Raw genomic sequence first — 18,125 nt, forward strand, 5'->3', positions numbered from 1 at the left:
TTGCTCTAATCATCTTATTTGAATTGGGATGTCATGCCGACGTGTCGCCCGTGCTCGGAGTAGGGCGCAAAGCGTGGAGTTTCAGCGACTCGACATCCTCGTTCTTCTGCTCGGCAATGTGTCCCAATTCGTTCGTCATGCCTTTGATGCGCGTGCCGTCGCCGCGCACAATCTCGTACGGATGGTTTTTCATTACTTCGCCCGTGATTTGATTTCGCAGTACGTACGGGTCATTGAATTTCGCCTGCGGCAAGCTGTTCAGGTGCTGCGCGACGGAACTCGGCCCCTGACGGCTGAAGGATGCAGACTTGACCGTGCGCGGGCCTTGCGTGCCATCCTCGATGCCGCCAGCCGTCCACCGGGTGTACGAACCACCGGCCTTGATCCAGATTTCATCGGCATCGAGCACGATGCGCTTGGCCTTCATCGTCACGTCTTTGCCCGCGTTGATGCTCACGTTGTCGGTGTTGGCCGACATTTTGATGGGGCCTTTCGCCGTGACAAAGAACGCGCCAAGTTTCTGCGCGAAGAAACTGACCTTTTCCGCTGCCGCCACGATCATCGCTTTGCCCGTCGCAACATGGGTATTGCCGTTGCTGACGATATTCGCCTCGCCCTCGGCAACGATATGGGCCGATCGATCCGCTACGAGCGCAAGGTCTTTCGGCGTCGATACCAGAATGTTGGGCTGCGCAAATCCGTTCGCGCTGCCCGTGCCGCCGCCCGCCGTCACGCCGCCTGACGTTGAGCCTGATACCGCGTGCTGAATCTCCTTCGATAACCCCTTGAGCGCGTCCTGGCCCGCTTGCAGGGTTTCCGCCTGCGCGGTCGTGCTTGCGCTCGATAGGGACTCGACCAACATGCCCGCCTGCTGCAACTGGGTTCGCGCCTCGTCCACGCTCATCTGCTCGTCGTCGTAGCCCTTCGGATGCGTACTGATCGACAAGCCCTTGCTCGCGCGAACCGCACCGAACTCGTCGGCGTGCAGGGCGAAACCCGAACCCAGATATCGGCCGCGCGTGTTGCCGTCCTGCTGAATCAGATAGCCCTGCATCAGGGCGGCATAGCTCTTGCCCGTGTAGCTGATGATCCGCGTGCCGCTTTGATGCGTGGCATCGTCGTGGACAAATGCGTTGTATGCGCCCGTGCCGCCAAACCCTTGCGACTGGAATCCCGACAGCAGCACATTCGAATGCCATTGCGAAGGGGTCGTGCCGCCGTTGACGCGCCCCAAAATGAATGGCTTGTCGCAATCGTTTCCCCAATAAGCGACGAGTACCCATTCTCCGGCTCTGGGCACATGAACCGAACCATAGCGGTTACCCGTGTCGGCCTGCATGGTCGACAGCAGCGGCGACGATCCGAACGCATCGTCTGGATTCTTCCGGTCCCACGCGAAATGCACGCGGACCTGATTGCGTTCATTCGTCCACGCCTCCATCCCTTTCTGTGTGACGACGATGGCGTGCTCAATCGTCATCTGCGGCTTCCGATGCACAAGCGGGCTACGATATTCGACGCTCGCCTCCTGTGCCTCGACTTCCATCACGAAGAATCCCGCCGTTCCATCCACGACGTGCCCCGGTGTCGAAAAGCGCGTCCCGTGTGCCGCCTGCTGCTCGGCCAGCGTCGCACGCAGACTGCGCGGATATTCGGTCACCTGCTGACCAATCGGTACGTTGTTTTCGATAAACCAGCGCGCCTCGATCACGAGGAATTCCCGCTTCGCCGGGTCACTGTCCGCATGGCGCGGGTGGTTGTTCAAGGTGAACCGCAATCCCGCATCGAGCCACCGTAGACCAGCGACGCCGAAATACCGGCGCGCGCGTGATTCCCAGACTTGCACGTGGCGATGCGCACGCGTCTCGCCGCTGTCCATGTCGGCATAACCGTAGGCCGTCGGCTCGTAGATCGTCATCGGCGCGCGCGGAATGCCATGTGTGTACCGGTGTCGTCCATCGTCTTCGACATAGGTCGTCGATTGCAGCGCACTGCTCGCCTCAAAATGTGAGGTTGGCCGTTTGTAATCGAACGAGCGGGACATGAATTGCAGGCTCTGCATCGTCTGCATGATCGCCCATTGCGTGAACCCGTCGGCCTCGTGATCGGTGTTGCCTCGATAGTATTCAGCGGGTTTCGCTGCCGGCAATGTCGACACGCGATCCAGAACGATAAGGGTCGTTTTTGGCGATTCGCCGTCGCGTGTTGGCTCATGCACCCAATAGAAGTACCAACCTTCCTCTTCGAGAAGGCGGTGGACGAAATGCAGGTCGGACTCGCTTTGCCGACACCACGAGCGCACAACCGGCTCGTTCGTCAGATCGAAGCGGAACCGCCCCCGAAGCTGCGGATACCGATTGAGTATTTCTGAAATGATTTCGCGCGCATCTTTTTCGAGCCATCCTTCGTCGTTGCGGGAATGGCTCAGGAAAATCAGGGCGGAGGAAAATTCGAGCTGGTACGTTGACAGACCGCCGTCCCCGCCCAGATAGCCGACCTGATGCACAAAGCCGTGCACCGGACGATAAACCGGATCGGCATACAGCACAGTCCGCTGCTGAATCCAAAGGGTAACGGGCTGGTGCATCAACGAAAGCAACGCGGTGTCGTCGTTCAGCGACGCCACATCGACCGTCCAGTGGTAGTCGCCGCCGATGCCGGACGATCCGCGCGCCCGCAATGGCGTCAATGCGTTTTTGCCGAGCGGGGTGTCCAGCATCAACAGCCGGTCACGCTGAAGCATTCCCCGGTGGACGGCCTCATAGAGGTCGCGGTATTTCAGTTCCCCGAGCTTGGGTGGTCTGAGTACCATTTTTCGTTATCCTTTCTCTCAGGTTCGACCGTCAAGAAAGTGACACGAGGACGGTCAGCCATGACGACCAAGGGTTGCTCGCGCGATTGTAGCTTACGTCAGACGAAACCAAGGATTGGCGTCAGAATCATTTGACAATCGCTGATGCCCGCTCATGTCCCAAATAACCGGATTGCATGCGCGCGGAATGATCGTCGTGAACGCCGTGGAGAACCCCTCGCAATATCAATGACGAGCCGGCCTCGTCGTATTGCCGCCGTATTTCGCCATCCAGTATCGGGAGGCGGTCAGGCGCAATCTATTGTCGCGTGACTATTCGTGCGCCGGAGACGCCCTTTCATGCGCTGATGCGCGGCTCAGGCGAGCCTTGCGCGCGCCGCTTCACGCCGGGCAGCACGCAGAGCATCTCGTAAGCGAGATTCGCGCCGACGAGAGCCGTGGTGCCGAACGGATCGTACGGCGGCGCGACCTCGACGAGATCGGCGCCGACGATGTCGAGCCCCCACGCGCCGCGCACGATCTCGAGGCCCTGCGGCACCGTGAGGCCGGCGATCTCCGGCGTGCCCGTGCCCGGCGCGTACGCGGGATCGATGCCGTCGATGTCGAAGCTCAGATAGACGGGGCCGCCCTGCACGCGCGCGCGCACCTCCTCCATCAGCGGCGCGAGCGACCGGTTCCAGCACGCCTCGGCCTGGACGACGCGAAAGCCCTGGTCGCGGCACCAGTCGAAATCCTCGGCCGCGTAGCCGGTGCCGCGCAGCCCGATCTGCACGACGCGCCCGCAGTCGAGGAGGCCTTCCTCGACCGCGCGGCGAAACGGCGTGCCGTGCGCGATCTTCTCGCCGAACATCGTGTCGTTGACGTCCGCGTGCGCGTCGACGTGGATGAGGCCGACGCGCCCATGCCTGCGATGCATCGCGCGCAGGATCGGCAGCGTGATCGTGTGGTCGCCGCCGAGCGTGACCGGGCGGCAGCCGTGCGCGAGGATTTCGTCGTACGCGGTTTCGATCCGCGCGATCGAATCGGCGAGGTTGTACGGGTTCGTCGCGACGTCGCCGACGTCGGCGACGCGCAGCGAATCGAACGGCGCCGCGCGCGTCGCCATGTTGTACGGGCGCAGCAGCACCGATTCGCTGCGGATCTGGCGCGGGCCGAACCGCGCGCCCGTCCGGTTCGACGTGCCGAGATCGAACGGCACGCCGACGAAGCACGCGTCGAGCCCCGCGGCGCTCGCCGCCTGCGGCAGCCGCATCATCGTCGCGATGCCCGCGAAGCGGGGCATCGCGTTGCCGCTTTGCGGCTGAAAGTCGTGGTCCGGCATCGTTTTCCTCCATCATATCGAATGCGCCGTATCATGCGGATACGACGACAGTTGGCGTTGTACGCCGCCAAAATGGCGGCTTGAATCACGAAGATCGAACATTCACATTGATGAATGTCGATGCATCGGCGGCGCTCGCCAAGGAGAACGCATGCTCGGCACCCTGACGGACCTGGACCTTCGGCTGATCCGCGTGTTCGTCGCGGTGGCCGACGCGGGCGGCGTGAGCGTCGCGCAATCGACGCTGAACGTCAGCCAGCCGACGATCAGCACGCAGTTGTCGACGCTCGAGACGCGCCTCGGCTTCCGGCTGTGCGAGCGCGGGCGCAGCGGCTTTCGGCTGACGGCGAAGGGCGAGCGCTTCTACGCGCTCGCGAAGAAGCTGTACGCGGCCGTCGATGAATTCACGAGCGAAGCGCGGCACATGGACAAGACGCTCGTCGGCACGCTCTCGATCGGCCTCATCGGCCACACGCCGATCAGCGAGAACGCGCGCGTGAGCGAGGCGATCGCGCGCTTCCGGCAGCGCGACGAGGCGGTGCGCTTCGTGATCTCGGTGCGGCCGCCGGGCGATCTCGAGGAACGGCTGCTGGGCGGCGACGTGCAGATCGCGATCGGCTATTTCTGGCATCGCGTGCCGACGCTCGAGTACGCGCCGCTCTTCGTCGAGCGTCAGGTCGCGTACTGCGGGCGCGGTCATCCGCTTTTCCGGCGGGCCGGGCGGCTCGCCGCGGCGGGCGTCGCGGATTTCGAATGGGCGTGGCGAACCTATCCGTCGCCGGAAGTGACGCTGTCGACGACGCCCGCGAAAGTCACCGCGCACGCCGACAACATGGAGGCCGTCGCGCTGCTGATCCTGTCCGGCCATCATCTCGGCTATCTGCCGCAGCATTTCGCGGCTCCGTACGTGAAGCAGGGGCTGCTCAAGGCGCTGAATCCCGGCGCGCTGCGCTACGACGTGACGTTCGACGTGGTCACGCGGCGCGGCGGCCGGCGCGATCCGATCGTGCAGGCGTTTCTCGACGATCTGACACACGCGCACCGGGGCGACGCGGCGCACGCGTGAGCGGCGATCCGCTCGAAATCCGCTCGATTTCCCGCATGACGCCCGACGGTGCGCGCCCCGTTTTTTTCCGCGGCGGCGCGCGCGGGTGGACCTGTTCCATTTGAGCCAGGTCAAGTCGGCCGGCTTCGACTGCACGCAGTATGCATTCGGGCGAACGGAGTTTCGCCGGCGCGCGTGCGTCGGCGGGATCGCAACGGAGCAATGCAATGGAACGCGGGGACGGGCATCGTCGACGGCGAAGGCTGGCCAGGTGGATTCATGCAGTCGGGCTGAGCGCGCTGTTCGCAATCGGCATCACGTGGATCGGCGCGGCCGTCGATCATCCGGTCGAGCAGGCGATCGTCGACGGGATGGCGGCGCCGGAATGCGCGAGGGTGCGCGCGATGCCGGCGGGCTCGCTGCTGTCGGCGCAGCAGCCGGACAGCGCGGTCTGCCGGTCGTTCTTTCTGTACCGGGCGGCGTATGTCGACGCGGCGAGCAACCCGGACGGCTATTCGGCGGCCGTGATGCGGGCGCGCGTCGACGAGTTCTGGCAGCTCGTCGGCTATGTGCTCGCGCTGTGGTTCGTGTTCGTCTGCGTCGTCGTCGGCATCGTCCTCGTCGTGCGGCGGCTGTTCGAGCAGCACACGAGACACCACAAGTCGACGCCCACTTGAATCGAATCGCGCGGGCCCGCGCCGGGCGGGCGCGGCCGCGAGGCGCGCGACGCAAACCCGCGTCGTTGACTACGATCAATTGCCGCGCTCCGAACCGTAGCAGCATGAGCGTTACGCCATACGAATAATGCTCGTGTGCCATGTCCGATTTCCTGTCCCTGCGTCTGCCTCCCGAAGCGCTGCGCCGCGTGTGCGACCCCGCGCAGTTCGACTTTTCCACGGCCGCCGAGCTGCCGGACCCCGACGGCATCGTCGGGCAGCAGCGGGCCGTCGACGCGATCCGCTTCGGCATCGAGATCGCGCACGGCGGCTACAACCTGTTCGTGCTGGGCCCCGCGGGCGCGGGCAAGCATACGGTGCTCGACCAGTTCCTGAGCGCGCGCGCGAAAGCGGAGCCGGCCCCCGACGGCTGGTGCTGCGTGCACGACTTCGCGCATCCGCACAAGCCGCACGCGCTGCGCCTGCCGCCCGGGCGCGCGTGCCGGTTGCAGCGCGACATGGCGCAGCTCGTCGACGAACTGCGCGCGGTGATTCCCGCGACGTTCGAGAGCGACGCGGCCGCGCAGAACGTCGCGCTGATCCGCACGCCGCTCGGCTTTTCGCTCGCGCCGCAGCCCGTGCCGCTCGACGTCAAGGTGATCCTGTTCGGCGATCGCTGGCTGCACTACCTGCTGCACGAGCCCGACCCGGATTTCTGCGAGCTGTTCAAGGTGTCGGCGGATTTCGAGGAGGACTTGCCGCGCGAGCGCGGCGGCGTCGTGTCGCTCGCGGACACCCCCGTGCGGCAGTCGCTCGCGGTGACGGGCTCGATCGATCAGCACGGCGACGTGCAGGCGATCGGCGACGTCAACGAAAAGATCGAAGGCTTCTTCGATCTGTGCCGCGCGCGCGGACTGACGGGCGAGCAGGGCGTCGTGATTCCGCGCGCGAACGTCAAGCATCTTGATGTTGCGCGAGGATGTCGTCGACGCGGGCGCCGCCGATGCGCAGGGCGATTTCCCGCGCGACAGCGTCAACGGGCGGGTCTGCGCGAAGCTCGCGTCGTTCGCCGACGTGCGGCGCATGTTCGCGCAGTCGCCGTCGGCAGGCGGGCGGTACCGGTGGCGGCCGGCGGTCGACGCACACGTGCGGATCGTCGCGACGAAGGGGAGGCGCAATGAGTGAACCGGCGAATTTTCTGGCGTTCCTGCCTGCGGGCAAGGGGCTGATGTGCGCGACGACGATGGCCGTCGTCGACGAGGACGTCTACGGCTGGTACACGGGGCCGAGTGCGCGCGGCCTCGTCGCGGCGTTCTTCATGCTCGAGCACTACTACTCGACGCACGAGACGGCGTTCTATCACAGCGTCGACGACGACGCGCGCGGGCCGTGGGTGCTCGCGTGGCCGAGCGTCGAGATCGATGCGGGGCGGCTGCCGCCCGTGTCCGATGCGATGTGCGCGGAGCTCGAGCGCATGCAGGACGCATTCGCCGCCGAATGGCTGTTCTATTGCGACGATCCGGCCGCGGCGGCCGAGGCCGCATGGTATCGGACGCAGGGGCTGCCGCTCGAAGGCGTCGGCATCCGGCATGCGCGGCTCAATCGGCTCGACCGCGGCGGGACGCTGTGGACGTATGCGTCGCCGTCGCTCGATCTGAACATCGTCGACTGCCTGCGGCAGCGCTGGGCGCTCGATTACGCGCTCGCGCCGTAGCGGCGCGCCGGCGGCCGCGCCGCGTCGTCACGACGCTCGCGCGGCCGCGCCGGCCGCGAGTTTCGCGCTCAGGCGACGCATCCCGTTGAAGATCGCATCGGCGACGTCCATCGGAAAATCTCGCGGCAGCCTGGCCGATACTTCGTCGGCGACGCCCTCGGTGCGCGCGGTCAACGCGCCGATGATGTCGTCGACTTCGGCCGGCGCGAAGCCGACGCGCTGGCCCTGCGCGATCCAGTGCCGCCGCTGGATCTGGTGGATCAGGTAATGGACGTGCTTGCCGCGCACGCCCATCGCGAGCCGCGCGCGCTGCGCCGGCAACCGGTTCGCCCCGCGGCCGATCACCGGATGCGCGGACAGCACGTCGTAAAGCGGCGTCGATCGATAGCGGTTGCCCGGCAGATGCGCGATGCTGAAGTTCTTCGCGTGGCCGTCGGTCGCGGCGAGCAGCCAGAACACGATCTGCGCCGCGAAGAACGCGTAGCGGTCGGCCGCGCGCTCGGAGCCGGCGAGCACGCCCATGATCGTCTCGATGCCCGGCCCGCCATCCGCCTGATATTTGTCGAGCGCGGACGTGCCGGTTGCCTGGCACATGTCTTCCTGCGGCAGGCGCAGAATCCAGCGCGCGTCGCTCGACGGCCTGCGGTCGAAGCGCTCGACGACGAGCGCCTTCTGGCCGTCGAAATGCGCGATGTCGCAATGCGCGACCGGCAATCCGTATGCGGCGACGATCTTCGAGCACAGCCATTCGTTCTCGACCGACGTGCGCATGTCGGCGCGCCGGTTGCCGACGAGCCCGAGCGGCAGCTTCAGGATGTGCGTGGTCGGCGTGCTGCCGTCGGGCAGCAGCCAGCGGCCGCGATGGCGCAGCAGCGCGGTCTTTTCCTGCGCGCCGGCGATCGACAGGCGCAGGTCGTCGAGCGGCTCGTGCTCGCCGGCTTGCGGCGCGGACGTGATGTCGCGCAGCAGGCGTGCGATGTCCGCATCGGCGAGCGCGTGGCCGCGGATGCGTTCGAGATCGTCCGGCGCCTCGTCGGGCGGCAGCATCTGCAGCGCGCCGACGCAATCGCGGCCGAGCGTCGCGAGCAGCTCGAACGGCGACGTGCCGCCCGTCCTGTAGCGCATCGCGATCCGCCGGCGGATCGGCTCGCTGTCGGGCAGCAGGTTGTCGAAGTAGTCGCTGACGAGCCGGCCGCGATACGGCTGGTTGCCCGGCGTGAACGGCAGCGACAGCGACAGCGGGCGGCCTTGCGGGTCCGCGATCCATTCGTCGAAGTAGACGAGGCGCTCGCCGTCGCGCGCGTGCTCCCAGTAGCCGACGGGCAGGCCGTTCATCCACAGGTGAAGGCGCGCGGTGCGCGCGCGGCGCGCGCTCACCAGTCCTCCCGCTGCTTCGGGGCGGCGCGCTTGCGCGCGGGGCGGGGCGTGCGCTCGGCGGCGCGCGGGGCGGGCATCGGCCGGTTCGCGGCCTTGCGCGCGGGCGCGGCGGCCTGCTTGACGACTTGCTTCGCGGAAGTGGTATGGACGTGGGTCAGCGTGAGCTCGACGTCGAGGACGCGCAGCACCTTGAACAGCCGCTCGACGCTCGCCGACGCCGGGTTCGCCTCGAATTGCGCATACGTCTGCTGCGTGACGCCGAGACGGCTCGCGAGCATCGCTTGCGTCAATCCGGCCACCTTGCGGAAGCCTCGCAGGATGGGCCGCAATTGGTCGAGCGTCTTGATCTCGTGTTCGATGATGATGGCCATGCGCGCACCTGATTGAAGTACAAGGGATTGCCTGTAATCGAAGAAAACAGTTTATATGCTGTAAGTTGAATTTACAAGGTTTGGGCTGTTTTTTATAAAAACAGCTTATATCCTGTATTTTGCCGGGTGCGAACAGATCGCGCGACGGCGTGGGAGGGGCGATTTGCCGCGGCGTGGCTTGCGTGCCGAAGCGGCCGTCGGCGCGGCAACGTTTGCGTGCGCGCGGTTTTTCGTTTGCGTATGACGATTCGCGCATCGTCCCTGTTTTCAGGCGGTTCGGACCGCGCCGCGGCCGTCGGTTTCCCGTCAAAAATTGCGCCGGCCCATGCGCTTTTAAGCGGCGATGTCCCGTATAATTCGCAGCTTTTTGACAGTCTGACGATCGGCTCCATTCGGGCCTCGCATCAACGCCGGACACGGCGGGCGGCGATCGCGCGATCGAAATCGTCAGACCGAAAAACGGCAAGCCGACGATGCCGTTCCGGCGCGTCCGCGCGATCGCAGTGCCTGCGTTCGCGCCGCGCGCTCAGGAGGAATTTCCCGGCAGGGCGGCGCGCGCGGGGGATTTCCGCGCGCCGGCCGCAGCGTGGCATGACGGGGGCGTTGCCGTTCGGGGCGGGATGACGGCGCGCGGTCACGCACGCGAACAATCGACAGCCACAGGCCGTAAGCGGTCTGTCGGCCGGCAGGCCGCTCGCGCCTGCGCGGACGATTGCGCGCGACTCGATTTCGAGACAGTCAGCAGGCCAATCCAATGTTCGCCGACAACAGGCCAGGTTTTTCGCGGGGAAGCTACGGACATCGACGCACGGCAGTGCCAGTCGTCCGGCATCGAGGACGGTTTCGCCTCGGCGCGGCGGCGCCGATGAAGCCGATTGCAACGTTTGCGTGCGCATTCGCGATCGCCGCCGCGCTCGTTCATCCTGTTCCATCGCTCGCCGCCGGCCAGGCCGGCGCGTCCGCGCCGCTTGCCGCCTCCGCGCCGCTCGTCATGCCGCTCGCCGCGACGGCGCCGTCGGGCATCGCCGGCGCCGCGATCCGCGTGCCGTTCGCGACGCTCGGCGCATACGAGCCGCTGCGCCTGCGCGGCAGCGATACCGCGCGAACCGTCAACGTCGGCGTGCGGCTCGACCGGATGGTCACGGCCGCGCGGCTGCGGCTCACGTATACGTATTCGCCGTCGCTCGTGTTCCCGGTGTCGCATCTGAAGGTGTCGATCAACGGCGAAGCGGTCGCGACGCTGCCGTTCGACAGCGCTCACGCGGGCCGCGCGATCACGCAGGAGATCCCGCTCGATCCGCGCTACTTCGCCGATTTCAACCAGATCGAGCTGCGCCTCATCGCGCACTACACGCTCGATCATTGCGAGGACCCGGAGCATTCGGCGCTTTGGGCCGACGTGAGCCCGACGAGCGAATTGATCTTCGACGAGGCTTCGGTGCGGCTGCCGAACGATCTCGCGCTGCTGCCCGCGCCGTTCTTCGATCGCCGCGACAACAGCCGGCTGCGGCTGCCGTTCGTGCTGCCCGCGACGCCCGACGACGCGACGCTGCGCAGCGCGGGCGTGCTCGCATCGTGGTTCGGCGCGCTCGCCGATTACCGGCACGCGCGCTTTCCGGTGTCGTCGGCGCTGCCCGCGAGCGATCATGCGGTGGTCGTCGGCACGGCGGCCCGGTTGCCGGCGTCGCTCGCGCTGCCGCCGATCGACGGGCCGATGCTCGTCGTCGCCGACAATCCGGCCGCGCCCGACAAGAAGCTGCTCGTCGTCACGGGCCGCAGCGCGGCCGACGTCGACGCCGCGACGAACGCGCTCGTGCTCGGCAACGCCGCGCTGTCCGGCCCGTGGGCGCGGGTGTCGCGCATCGACATCGGCGCGCCGCGCAAGCCCTACGATGCGCCGCGCTGGGTGCCGGTGAACCGGCCGGTGACGTTGCGCGAGCTCGTCGACAATCCGGCCGACCTGCAAGTGCGCGGCAGCGCGCCCGATCCGATCCGCCTGAACCTGCGCGTGCCCGCCGATCTGCATTCGTGGGGCGGCTCGGGCGTGCCGCTCGCGCTGCACTATCGCTACACCGCGCCGACCGTGCGCAGCGATTCGATGCTCGCCGTCGAGATCAACGACCAGCTCGTGCAGTCGTACCGGCTCTCGCCGCGCAGCCAGGACGCGCGCGGCCGCGTGCAGTTGCCGCTCCTGTCCGGCGCGGACAGCCGCGCGACGAACGACGTCGACATCCCGGCGTTTCGCGTCGGCAGCGCGAACCAGTTGCAGTTGCGCTTCACGCTCGATTCGGAGAAGACGGGGCTTTGCACGGGCGTCGCGAGCGAGCCGCAGCGCGCGGCGATCGATCCCGATTCGACGATCGATTTCTCGCGCTTCATCCATTACGCGATGCTGCCGAACCTCGCGTACTTCGCGAACAGCGGCTTTCCGTTCACGCGCTACGCGGATCTTTCGCAGACCGCGGTCGTGCTGCCGGAGCGGCCGTCGCCCGCCGAGCAGGAGGCGTATCTGACGATGCTCGGCCACATGGGGCAGTGGACCGGCTTTCCGGCGCTGCGCGTGCAACTCGCGCGGGCGGCCGATGCGCCGCGGATCGCGGACAAGGATCTGCTCGTGATCGACGGCGCGCCGCCTTACGCGCAACTGGCGAACTGGCGCGACGCGCTGCCCGTTGCGATCGGCGCGGCCGGCGGCGGTTTTTCGCGCGCGGCGTTCTCGGTGAAGGAGCGCTGGCGCGACGACGCGCGCTCGCCGTCCGGCGGCGCGCGCTTCGAGCAGAGCGGCACGCTGGCCGCGCTGTTCGGCTTCGAGCGGCCGGGCAGCGACGGGCGCAGCGTCGTCGCGCTGACGGCGACCGATGCGCGCCATCTCGGCGATCTGCTCGACGTGTTCGAAAAGCCCGGCCTCGTCGCGCAGTTGCAGGGCGACGTCGCGCTCGTGCGGGCGGGCGCCGTCGAGAGCCTGCGCGTCGGCGAGCCCTATCTCGTCGGCTACGTGCCGTGGTATGCGCGCGTGTGGACGGCGGTCGCGAAGCATCCGGCGCTGCTCGGCCTCGTCGGCGCGGCGGCCGGGCTGCTGCTCGCGCTCGGCGCGTTCGGCGCGCTGCAGCGGATCGCCGCGCGGCGGCGGGGGATCTGACGCGATGGCGCGGCGGGCGGGGCGCGGCGGGCGCGAGGCGGGGGAGGCGCGAGAGATGCGACAGGCGCGGGCAGGCGCGGCGCAGCGGCGATCGTCGCGCGGGCGGCGGATGCTTGGGCGCGTGGCTGCGCGCGTCGTGGCGGCGGGCGTCGCGGTGGCGGCGCTCGCGGCGATGTCGGGAAGCGTCGCGTGGGCGGCGGAGCGGGCACGGGGCGATGACGAGCGGCTCGACGCTGGATTGCGCGACGCGGCGGGTGCGATCGCGGCGTCAGCATCGGCATCGATGTCGGCATCGCCGCCGGCGGAGCCAGCCCGCGCGTCCGCGGGCGCCGCCGCCTGCACGCCGTCCTGGCCGCGCTGGGCGCGCTTCAAGCGCGATTTCGTGTCGGCCGACGGTCGCGTGATCGACGTCGGCTCGGCCGACGAGCGGACCGTGTCCGAGGGGCAGGCGTACGGCCTCTTCTTCGCGCTCGTCGCGAACGACCGGCCGGCGTTCGACGCGCTGCTCCGCTGGACCGAGGACCACCTCGCGCAGGGCGACCTGGCCGCGCATCTGCCCGCGTGGCTGTGGGGCCGAGCGGCGGACGGCGCGTTGCGCGTGCTCGACGCGAACGCCGCATCCGACGCCGATCTGTGGATCGCGTACGCGCTGCTCGAAGCCGGGCGCCTGTGGCGCGAGCGCAGCTACACCGCGCGCGGCGCGCTGCTCGCGAAGCGCGTGCTCGACGACGAGACCGCGACGCTGCCGGGGCTCGGCCTCGTGCTGCTGCCCGGCCCGACGGGCTTTCGGCCGGCGCGCGACGCATGGCGGCTGAACCCGAGCTATTCGCCGCCGCAGGCGATTCGCGGGCTCGGCGCGCATCTGCCCGGCGACGCGCGCTGGGCGCGGCTCGCGGCGAGCGTCGGCCGCGTGCTGATCGACAGCGCGCCGCGCGGCTTCGCGCCGGACTGGGCGCTGTACCGCCCGGACCACGGCTTCGAGCCGGACGCCGACACGCACGGGGCGAGCGCGTACAACGCGATTCGCGTCTATCTGTGGGCGGGCATGCTCGACGCGGACGACGCGCTCGCGCGGCCGCTCGCCGCGCATTTCGCGCCGTTCGCCGCGCACGTCGCCGCGCACGGCGCGCCGCCGGAGACGGTCGATGCGACGACGGGCGCAGCCGGCCCGCACGACGGCAACGCCGGGTTTTCCGCGGCGGCTGTGCCGTTTCTCGATGCGCGCGGCGAGCGCGCGCTCGCCGACGCGCAGGTCGCGCGCATCGCGCGGCTCGAACGCGAGACGGCGAGCGGCTACTACGCGAACGTGCTGACGCTGTTCGGGCTCGGCTGGCGCGACGGGCGTTACCGGTTCGCGGCGGACGGCACGCTGCGGGTCCGATGGAGCGAGCCGTGCTCGATGCCTGCTCGTTGAAGGCGAAGCGGCTCGCGGCTCGCGCGCGATGCGGCGTGCGGTTCGCCGGGATGGCGACCGCCGCGGCACTCGCGGGCGTTGCTTCGATTGCCGTGTTCGCCGCGCCTCGCTTAGCGTTCGGCGCGGCGACGGATGGTTTCGCCGTGGCGGCGGCGGGGCAATCGTTCGCTTCCGTTTTCGTTCCCGCAGGAGGGGAGCCGCGCGCATCCGGACGAGCCGTCTCGATGGCGAAGGCATTGTCGCCGCGGTTCTCGCCGGGCCCGCGCACGTCGTCGGACGCGATGTCCGTGCGGACCGAATCGACACCGCCCGGCGCGCCGCATCGGCACGCGCCGCTTGCCGCGATGCGCGCGCGCACGGCCGCGGCATCGTCGCCGTTCGCGCTGGCCGGCCCCGAGCCGGCCGCGCTTCGATCGATCGCGCCGCCGTATCCGACGCCGGCTGCGCAAGCGCCGGCGATCCGCTTCGTGCCCACCTTGCCGCGCGGCGCGCCGGCGACGCCGCAGCCCGTCGCGACGCCGCACGCGCCCGACGCCGACGCCGCGCGCGAACTGTACGCGACCGCGCGCATGTGGGCGAACAAGCACCGCGACGACCTCGCGCGCGACGCGCTGCGCAAGGCGTTGCTGATCGCGCCGCGCGACCCGGCGCTGCTCGCCGGGCAGACGCGGGTCCTGCTGCGCGCCGGCGACGCGAAGGGCGCGCGCGCGTCGCTCGAACGCCTGAGGCAGGCGGCGCCCGGCGCGCTCGTGACGCGCCAGGTCGACGACGAATACCGCGTCGCGACGAGCGGCCGCGAGGAGATGGCGCAGATTCGCCTGCTCGCGCGCAGCGGGCGCGGCGACGAAGCGGCCCGCCGCATCGTCGCGCTGTTTCCGCACGGCGCGCCGGCGGGCTCGCTCGGCGCAGAGTATTACCAGATCGTCGCGAGCGCGCCCGACGGCCGCGCGCGCGCGATCGACGCGCTGCGCCGGACCGTCGCCGCCGATCCGGCGGACGTCGACGCGGCAACGGTGCTCGCGAAGCTGCTGAACCAGCGCGGCGACACGCGCGCGCAGGCGAACCGGCTCGCGTGGTTGCTCGTCGCGCGGCCGGACACGGACCGGCGCGCGTCGCTCTCGCTGTGGCGCAGCGTGCTGCAGTCGGCGGGGCGCGATCCCGCGTATCTCGACGCATTCCGCGCGTATCTGACGTTCGTGCCCGACGACGACGAGTTCCGCGGCGACGCCGCCGCGCTCGAGCAGCAGCGCGACGCGCGGCTTCGCCTCGAACGCGATCCGGACTACATCGCGCAGCAGCGCGGCCTGCAGGCGCTCGCGCGCGGCGATCTCGCGGCCGCCGAGCCGCTTCTCGCGCGCGCCGCGGCCGCGCGCGCGGGCGACCCGGACGCGGTCGGCGGCCTCGGGCTGCTGCGTCTGCGGCAGGGCCGCCACGACGAAGCGCGCGCGCTGTTCGTGCGCGCGGCCGCGCTCGCGCCGGACAATCGCGAGAAATGGACGAGCCTCGCGGGCACCGCGCGCTTCTGGGGCACGCTCGCGCAGGGCCGCGCGGCCGCCGCGCAAGGGCGGCCGGAGGACGCGGAGCGCGCCGCGCGCGCGGCGCTCGCGCTCGAGCCGGACAACGCCGACGCGAAGCTGCTGCTCGCCGATTCGCTGCTCGCGCGACGCGACTGGCGCGCGGCGGAGCCGCTGCTGCGCGCGCTGCTCTCCGCGCGCGCGCCGAGCGTGTCGGCCGCGCGCAGCATGCGCACGCTATACGAGGAAACCGGCCGCGCCGATGCGTTCGGGCCGCTCGTCGATGCGCTGCAAAGCCGTTTCGCCGCGGCCGACGATCGCGCGGCGCTCGCGCGGCTGCGCGCCGAGCTGCTCGCGCAGCAGGCGGACGCGCTCGCGGCGGCGGGCAAGCGCGGGCCGGCCGCGCAGCGCTACGAGGCGTCGCTGCGCATCGCGCCCGATGCGCCGTGGGCCCGCTTCGCGCTCGCGAGCCTGTATCGCGACATGGGTTTGCCGCAGCTCGGCCGCGCGGTGATGGACGAAGGGCTCGCGGCGTCGGACGCGGCCGACATGCGCTATGCGGCTGCGCTCTATCGCAACTCGCTCGACGACGTCGCGCTTGCGCAGGCCGTGTTCGCGACGATTCCGGAGGCGAGCCGCACCGACGGGATGCGCGCGTTCGCGCGCAAGCTCGATGCCGAGGCGGCGCTCGCCGATGCGCGGGCCGCGCTCGCGCGCGACGATCGCGCGGCGGCCGACGCCGCGCTCGACCGCGCGCAACGCGCCGCGCCCGACGATCCGGACCTGCTCGCGGCCGTCGGCGCGCAGTGGATCGACCTCGGCGAAGTCGAGCGCGGCCTCGCGCCGCTGCGCGACTGGATCGCCGCGCATCCGCGGCAGGCGGACGCCGGCGTGCGGCTGCGCTACGGCGATCTGCTCGGCGGCGCGCAGCGCGACGACGCGCTGGCCGCATGGCTTGCCGCGCTGCGCGACAGCGGCGCGCCGCTCGACGCCGCACACGCCGCGCGCCTCGAGGATCAGTCGCTGCGGCTCGTGCTGCGCGAAACCGACGACGCGCTCGATCGCAACGACTATGAGGCCGCCGGGCGCCTGCTCGATCGCGCGAGCCCGGCGGGCAAGGCCGATCGCCGCTATGCGCTCGAGGTGGCCGAGCTGGCGCGCGCGCAGGGCCGCTACGACGCCGCGCGCGCGGCGCTCGCGCCGGTGCTCGCGCGTGCGTCCGACGATGCCGACGCGCAGCTCGCGCTCGCGCGCATCCTCGACGACGACGGCGAGCACGCCCGCGCGCTCGCGCTCGTGCGCGACGTGCTCGCGCGCACGCCGCCCGACGACGTCGACACGCAACTGTCGGCGTTGCGCCGGCTGACCGCGCTGCGTCGCGCCCAGGAGGCGGCCGCGCTGGCCGACACGCTGCGCGCCGCGTATCCGGCGCGCGCCGACGTGACGGTCGCGGCCGGGCGGGTCGCGCAGGCGCTCGGCCGCTACGACGACGCGGCGTCGCTGTACCGGCAGTCGCTCGCGCAGGAGCGCGCGGCGGGCGCCGCGCCGCGACGCGACGGCGCGACGCCCGCGCAGGCCGCATGGGCCGACCTGCAGCAGCGGCGCGATCCCGAGATCGAAGCGGGCTGGCTGCCCGCGTACAAGTCCGGCGACGAGGGCGTCTCCGCGTATCGCGCGCATCAGGTGCCCGTCTATCTGCAGATCCCGTATCGCTACGACGGCCATGCGTTCGTTCATCTCGACGCGGTGCGGCTCGATGCGGGCACGCTCGACACGAGCGATCCGAAAGCTTACGCGCTCGGCACGTTCGCGACGCATCCGGCGCTCGCCGACGCGTCCGCCGCGCCAGGCGGTGCGCTGCGCCAGCGCGCGACGGGCGTCGGCGGCGGCATCGGCTACCGCAACGACGCGTGGCGCGTCGACGTCGGCACGACGCCGCTCGGCTTTCCGGTGCATTACGTCGTCGGCGGCGTGCGTTACCGGTTCGACGCGGGCCCGGCGAGCTTCTCCGTCAGCGCGTCGCGGCGGCCGGAGACGGGCAGCGTGCTGTCGTACGCGGGGCTGCGCGATCCATGGACGGGCGCGACGTGGGGCGGCGTGCGGCGCGACGGCGTCGGCATGCATGCGTCCGCCGACATCGGCCGCGTGAACCTGTTCGCCGATCTCGCCGCCGCGCGGCTGACCGGGCGCAACGTCGCTGGCAACGCGGCCGTCACGCTGCGCACCGGATTCATGACGCCTGTCTATCGGCGCGCGGACATGCGCGTGAGCGCGGGGCTCGTCGGCAACGCGTGGCACTACGCGCAGAACCTGCGCTACTACACGTACGGGCAGGGCGGCTACTACAGTCCGCAGCGCTACCTGTCGATCGGCATGCCGATCGAATGGGCGGGGCGGCGCGGCGCGTTTACGTGGGACGTGAGCGCGACGGTCGGCGTGTCGAACTCGTTCGAGCGCGATTCGCCGTATTTCCCGAACGGGCTGCCGGATTCGGCGCTCGTCAAGTCCGCGCAGGCGCTCGGCAACCCGGTGTTCTCGCGCAGCTCGACGCGCGGCGTGTCGTTCTGGTACGGGTTCGCGGGCGTCGCCGAGTATCGCGTGAACGGGCGGCTCGCAATCGGCGCGCGATTCGATGTCGACCACGCGCACGATTACGCGCCGAGCGCCGGGCTGCTGTACGTGCGCTACGCGTTCGACGCACGCAAGGACAGCGGCGGCTTCTCGCCGTCGCCGGTGCGACTCTATTCGAGCTACTGACGGAT

General features: G+C 69.8%; 11 protein-coding genes. 7 read left to right on the forward strand and 4 right to left on the reverse strand.

What is annotated here, in order from left to right:
- Nucleotides 1-31 precede the first annotated feature (31 nt).
- Nucleotides 32-2,812, reverse strand: coding sequence for a type VI secretion system Vgr family protein (locus tag AQ610_RS22835; RefSeq protein ID WP_045554708.1), 2,781 nt, complete (start codon nt 2,810-2,812; stop codon nt 32-34).
- 337 nt (nt 2,813-3,149) lie between these two features.
- The gene (gene speB, locus AQ610_RS22840; protein ID WP_006028964.1) at nt 3,150-4,133 is read right to left on the reverse strand and encodes an agmatinase; all 984 of its coding nucleotides are present in this window, start codon (nt 4,131-4,133) and stop codon (nt 3,150-3,152) included.
- A 151-nt stretch (nt 4,134-4,284) separates the two neighbouring features.
- On the opposite strand from speB, the gene AQ610_RS22845 reads away from it, so the two are divergent.
- The 4 genes from AQ610_RS22845 to AQ610_RS22860 all read left to right on the forward strand — a co-directional run bounded on the left by AQ610_RS22845 (nt 4,285) and on the right by AQ610_RS22860 (nt 7,548).
- Nucleotides 4,285-5,199: a LysR family transcriptional regulator gene (locus AQ610_RS22845; protein ID WP_006028963.1), complete on the forward strand. Its 915-nt coding sequence runs from the start codon at nt 4,285-4,287 to the stop codon at nt 5,197-5,199.
- 206 nt (nt 5,200-5,405) lie between these two features.
- Nucleotides 5,406-5,855, forward strand: a complete 450-nt coding sequence (locus tag AQ610_RS22850) for a hypothetical protein (RefSeq protein ID WP_009915517.1) — start codon at nt 5,406-5,408, stop codon at nt 5,853-5,855.
- Nucleotides 5,856-5,995: 140 nt separating this feature from the next.
- Nucleotides 5,996-7,015 carry an AAA family ATPase gene (locus tag AQ610_RS22855; RefSeq protein ID WP_006028961.1) on the forward strand — a complete coding sequence of 340 codons (1,020 nt, stop codon included), beginning with the start codon at nt 5,996-5,998 and terminating at the stop codon, nt 7,013-7,015.
- On the forward strand, nt 7,012-7,548 hold the full coding sequence (locus AQ610_RS22860; RefSeq protein WP_006028960.1) for a hypothetical protein: 537 nt from the start codon (nt 7,012-7,014) through the stop codon (nt 7,546-7,548). The genes AQ610_RS22855 and AQ610_RS22860 overlap by 4 nt, the downstream gene beginning before the upstream one ends.
- A 27-nt stretch (nt 7,549-7,575) precedes the next feature.
- On the opposite strand, the gene AQ610_RS22865 is transcribed toward AQ610_RS22860, so the two are convergent.
- Both AQ610_RS22865 and AQ610_RS22870 read right to left on the reverse strand, forming a co-directional pair.
- Nucleotides 7,576-8,925: a type II toxin-antitoxin system HipA family toxin gene (locus tag AQ610_RS22865; protein ID WP_006028959.1), complete on the reverse strand. Its 1,350-nt coding sequence runs from the start codon at nt 8,923-8,925 to the stop codon at nt 7,576-7,578.
- Nucleotides 8,922-9,296 (reverse strand): helix-turn-helix domain-containing protein, encoded by a 375-nt coding sequence (locus tag AQ610_RS22870; protein ID WP_006028958.1) that lies wholly within the window; start codon nt 9,294-9,296, stop codon nt 8,922-8,924. The genes AQ610_RS22865 and AQ610_RS22870 overlap by 4 nt, the downstream gene beginning before the upstream one ends.
- Before the next feature lie 865 nt (nt 9,297-10,161).
- Between AQ610_RS22870 and bcsB the strand changes: the two genes are divergently transcribed.
- Genes bcsB through AQ610_RS22885 form a run of 3 tightly spaced genes read left to right on the forward strand, consistent with a single transcriptional unit; the run spans nt 10,162 to nt 18,120 of the window.
- Entirely contained in the window at nt 10,162-12,435 is a 2,274-nt protein-coding gene (bcsB, locus tag AQ610_RS22875) for a cellulose biosynthesis cyclic di-GMP-binding regulatory protein BcsB (protein ID WP_045554759.1), read from the forward strand.
- Between the two features lie 4 nt (nt 12,436-12,439).
- Nucleotides 12,440-13,849, forward strand: a complete 1,410-nt coding sequence (gene bcsZ / locus AQ610_RS22880; protein ID WP_043283173.1) for a cellulose synthase complex periplasmic endoglucanase BcsZ — start codon at nt 12,440-12,442, stop codon at nt 13,847-13,849.
- Entirely contained in the window at nt 13,816-18,120 is a 4,305-nt protein-coding gene (locus AQ610_RS22885) for a cellulose synthase subunit BcsC-related outer membrane protein (protein ID WP_043283171.1), read from the forward strand. Before bcsZ ends, AQ610_RS22885 begins: the two co-directional genes overlap by 34 nt.
- Nucleotides 18,121-18,125: the final 5 nt, after the last annotated feature.

It is taken from the genome of Burkholderia humptydooensis (genome assembly GCF_001513745.1).
In the GTDB taxonomy this organism is placed as follows: domain Bacteria; phylum Pseudomonadota; class Gammaproteobacteria; order Burkholderiales; family Burkholderiaceae; genus Burkholderia; species Burkholderia humptydooensis.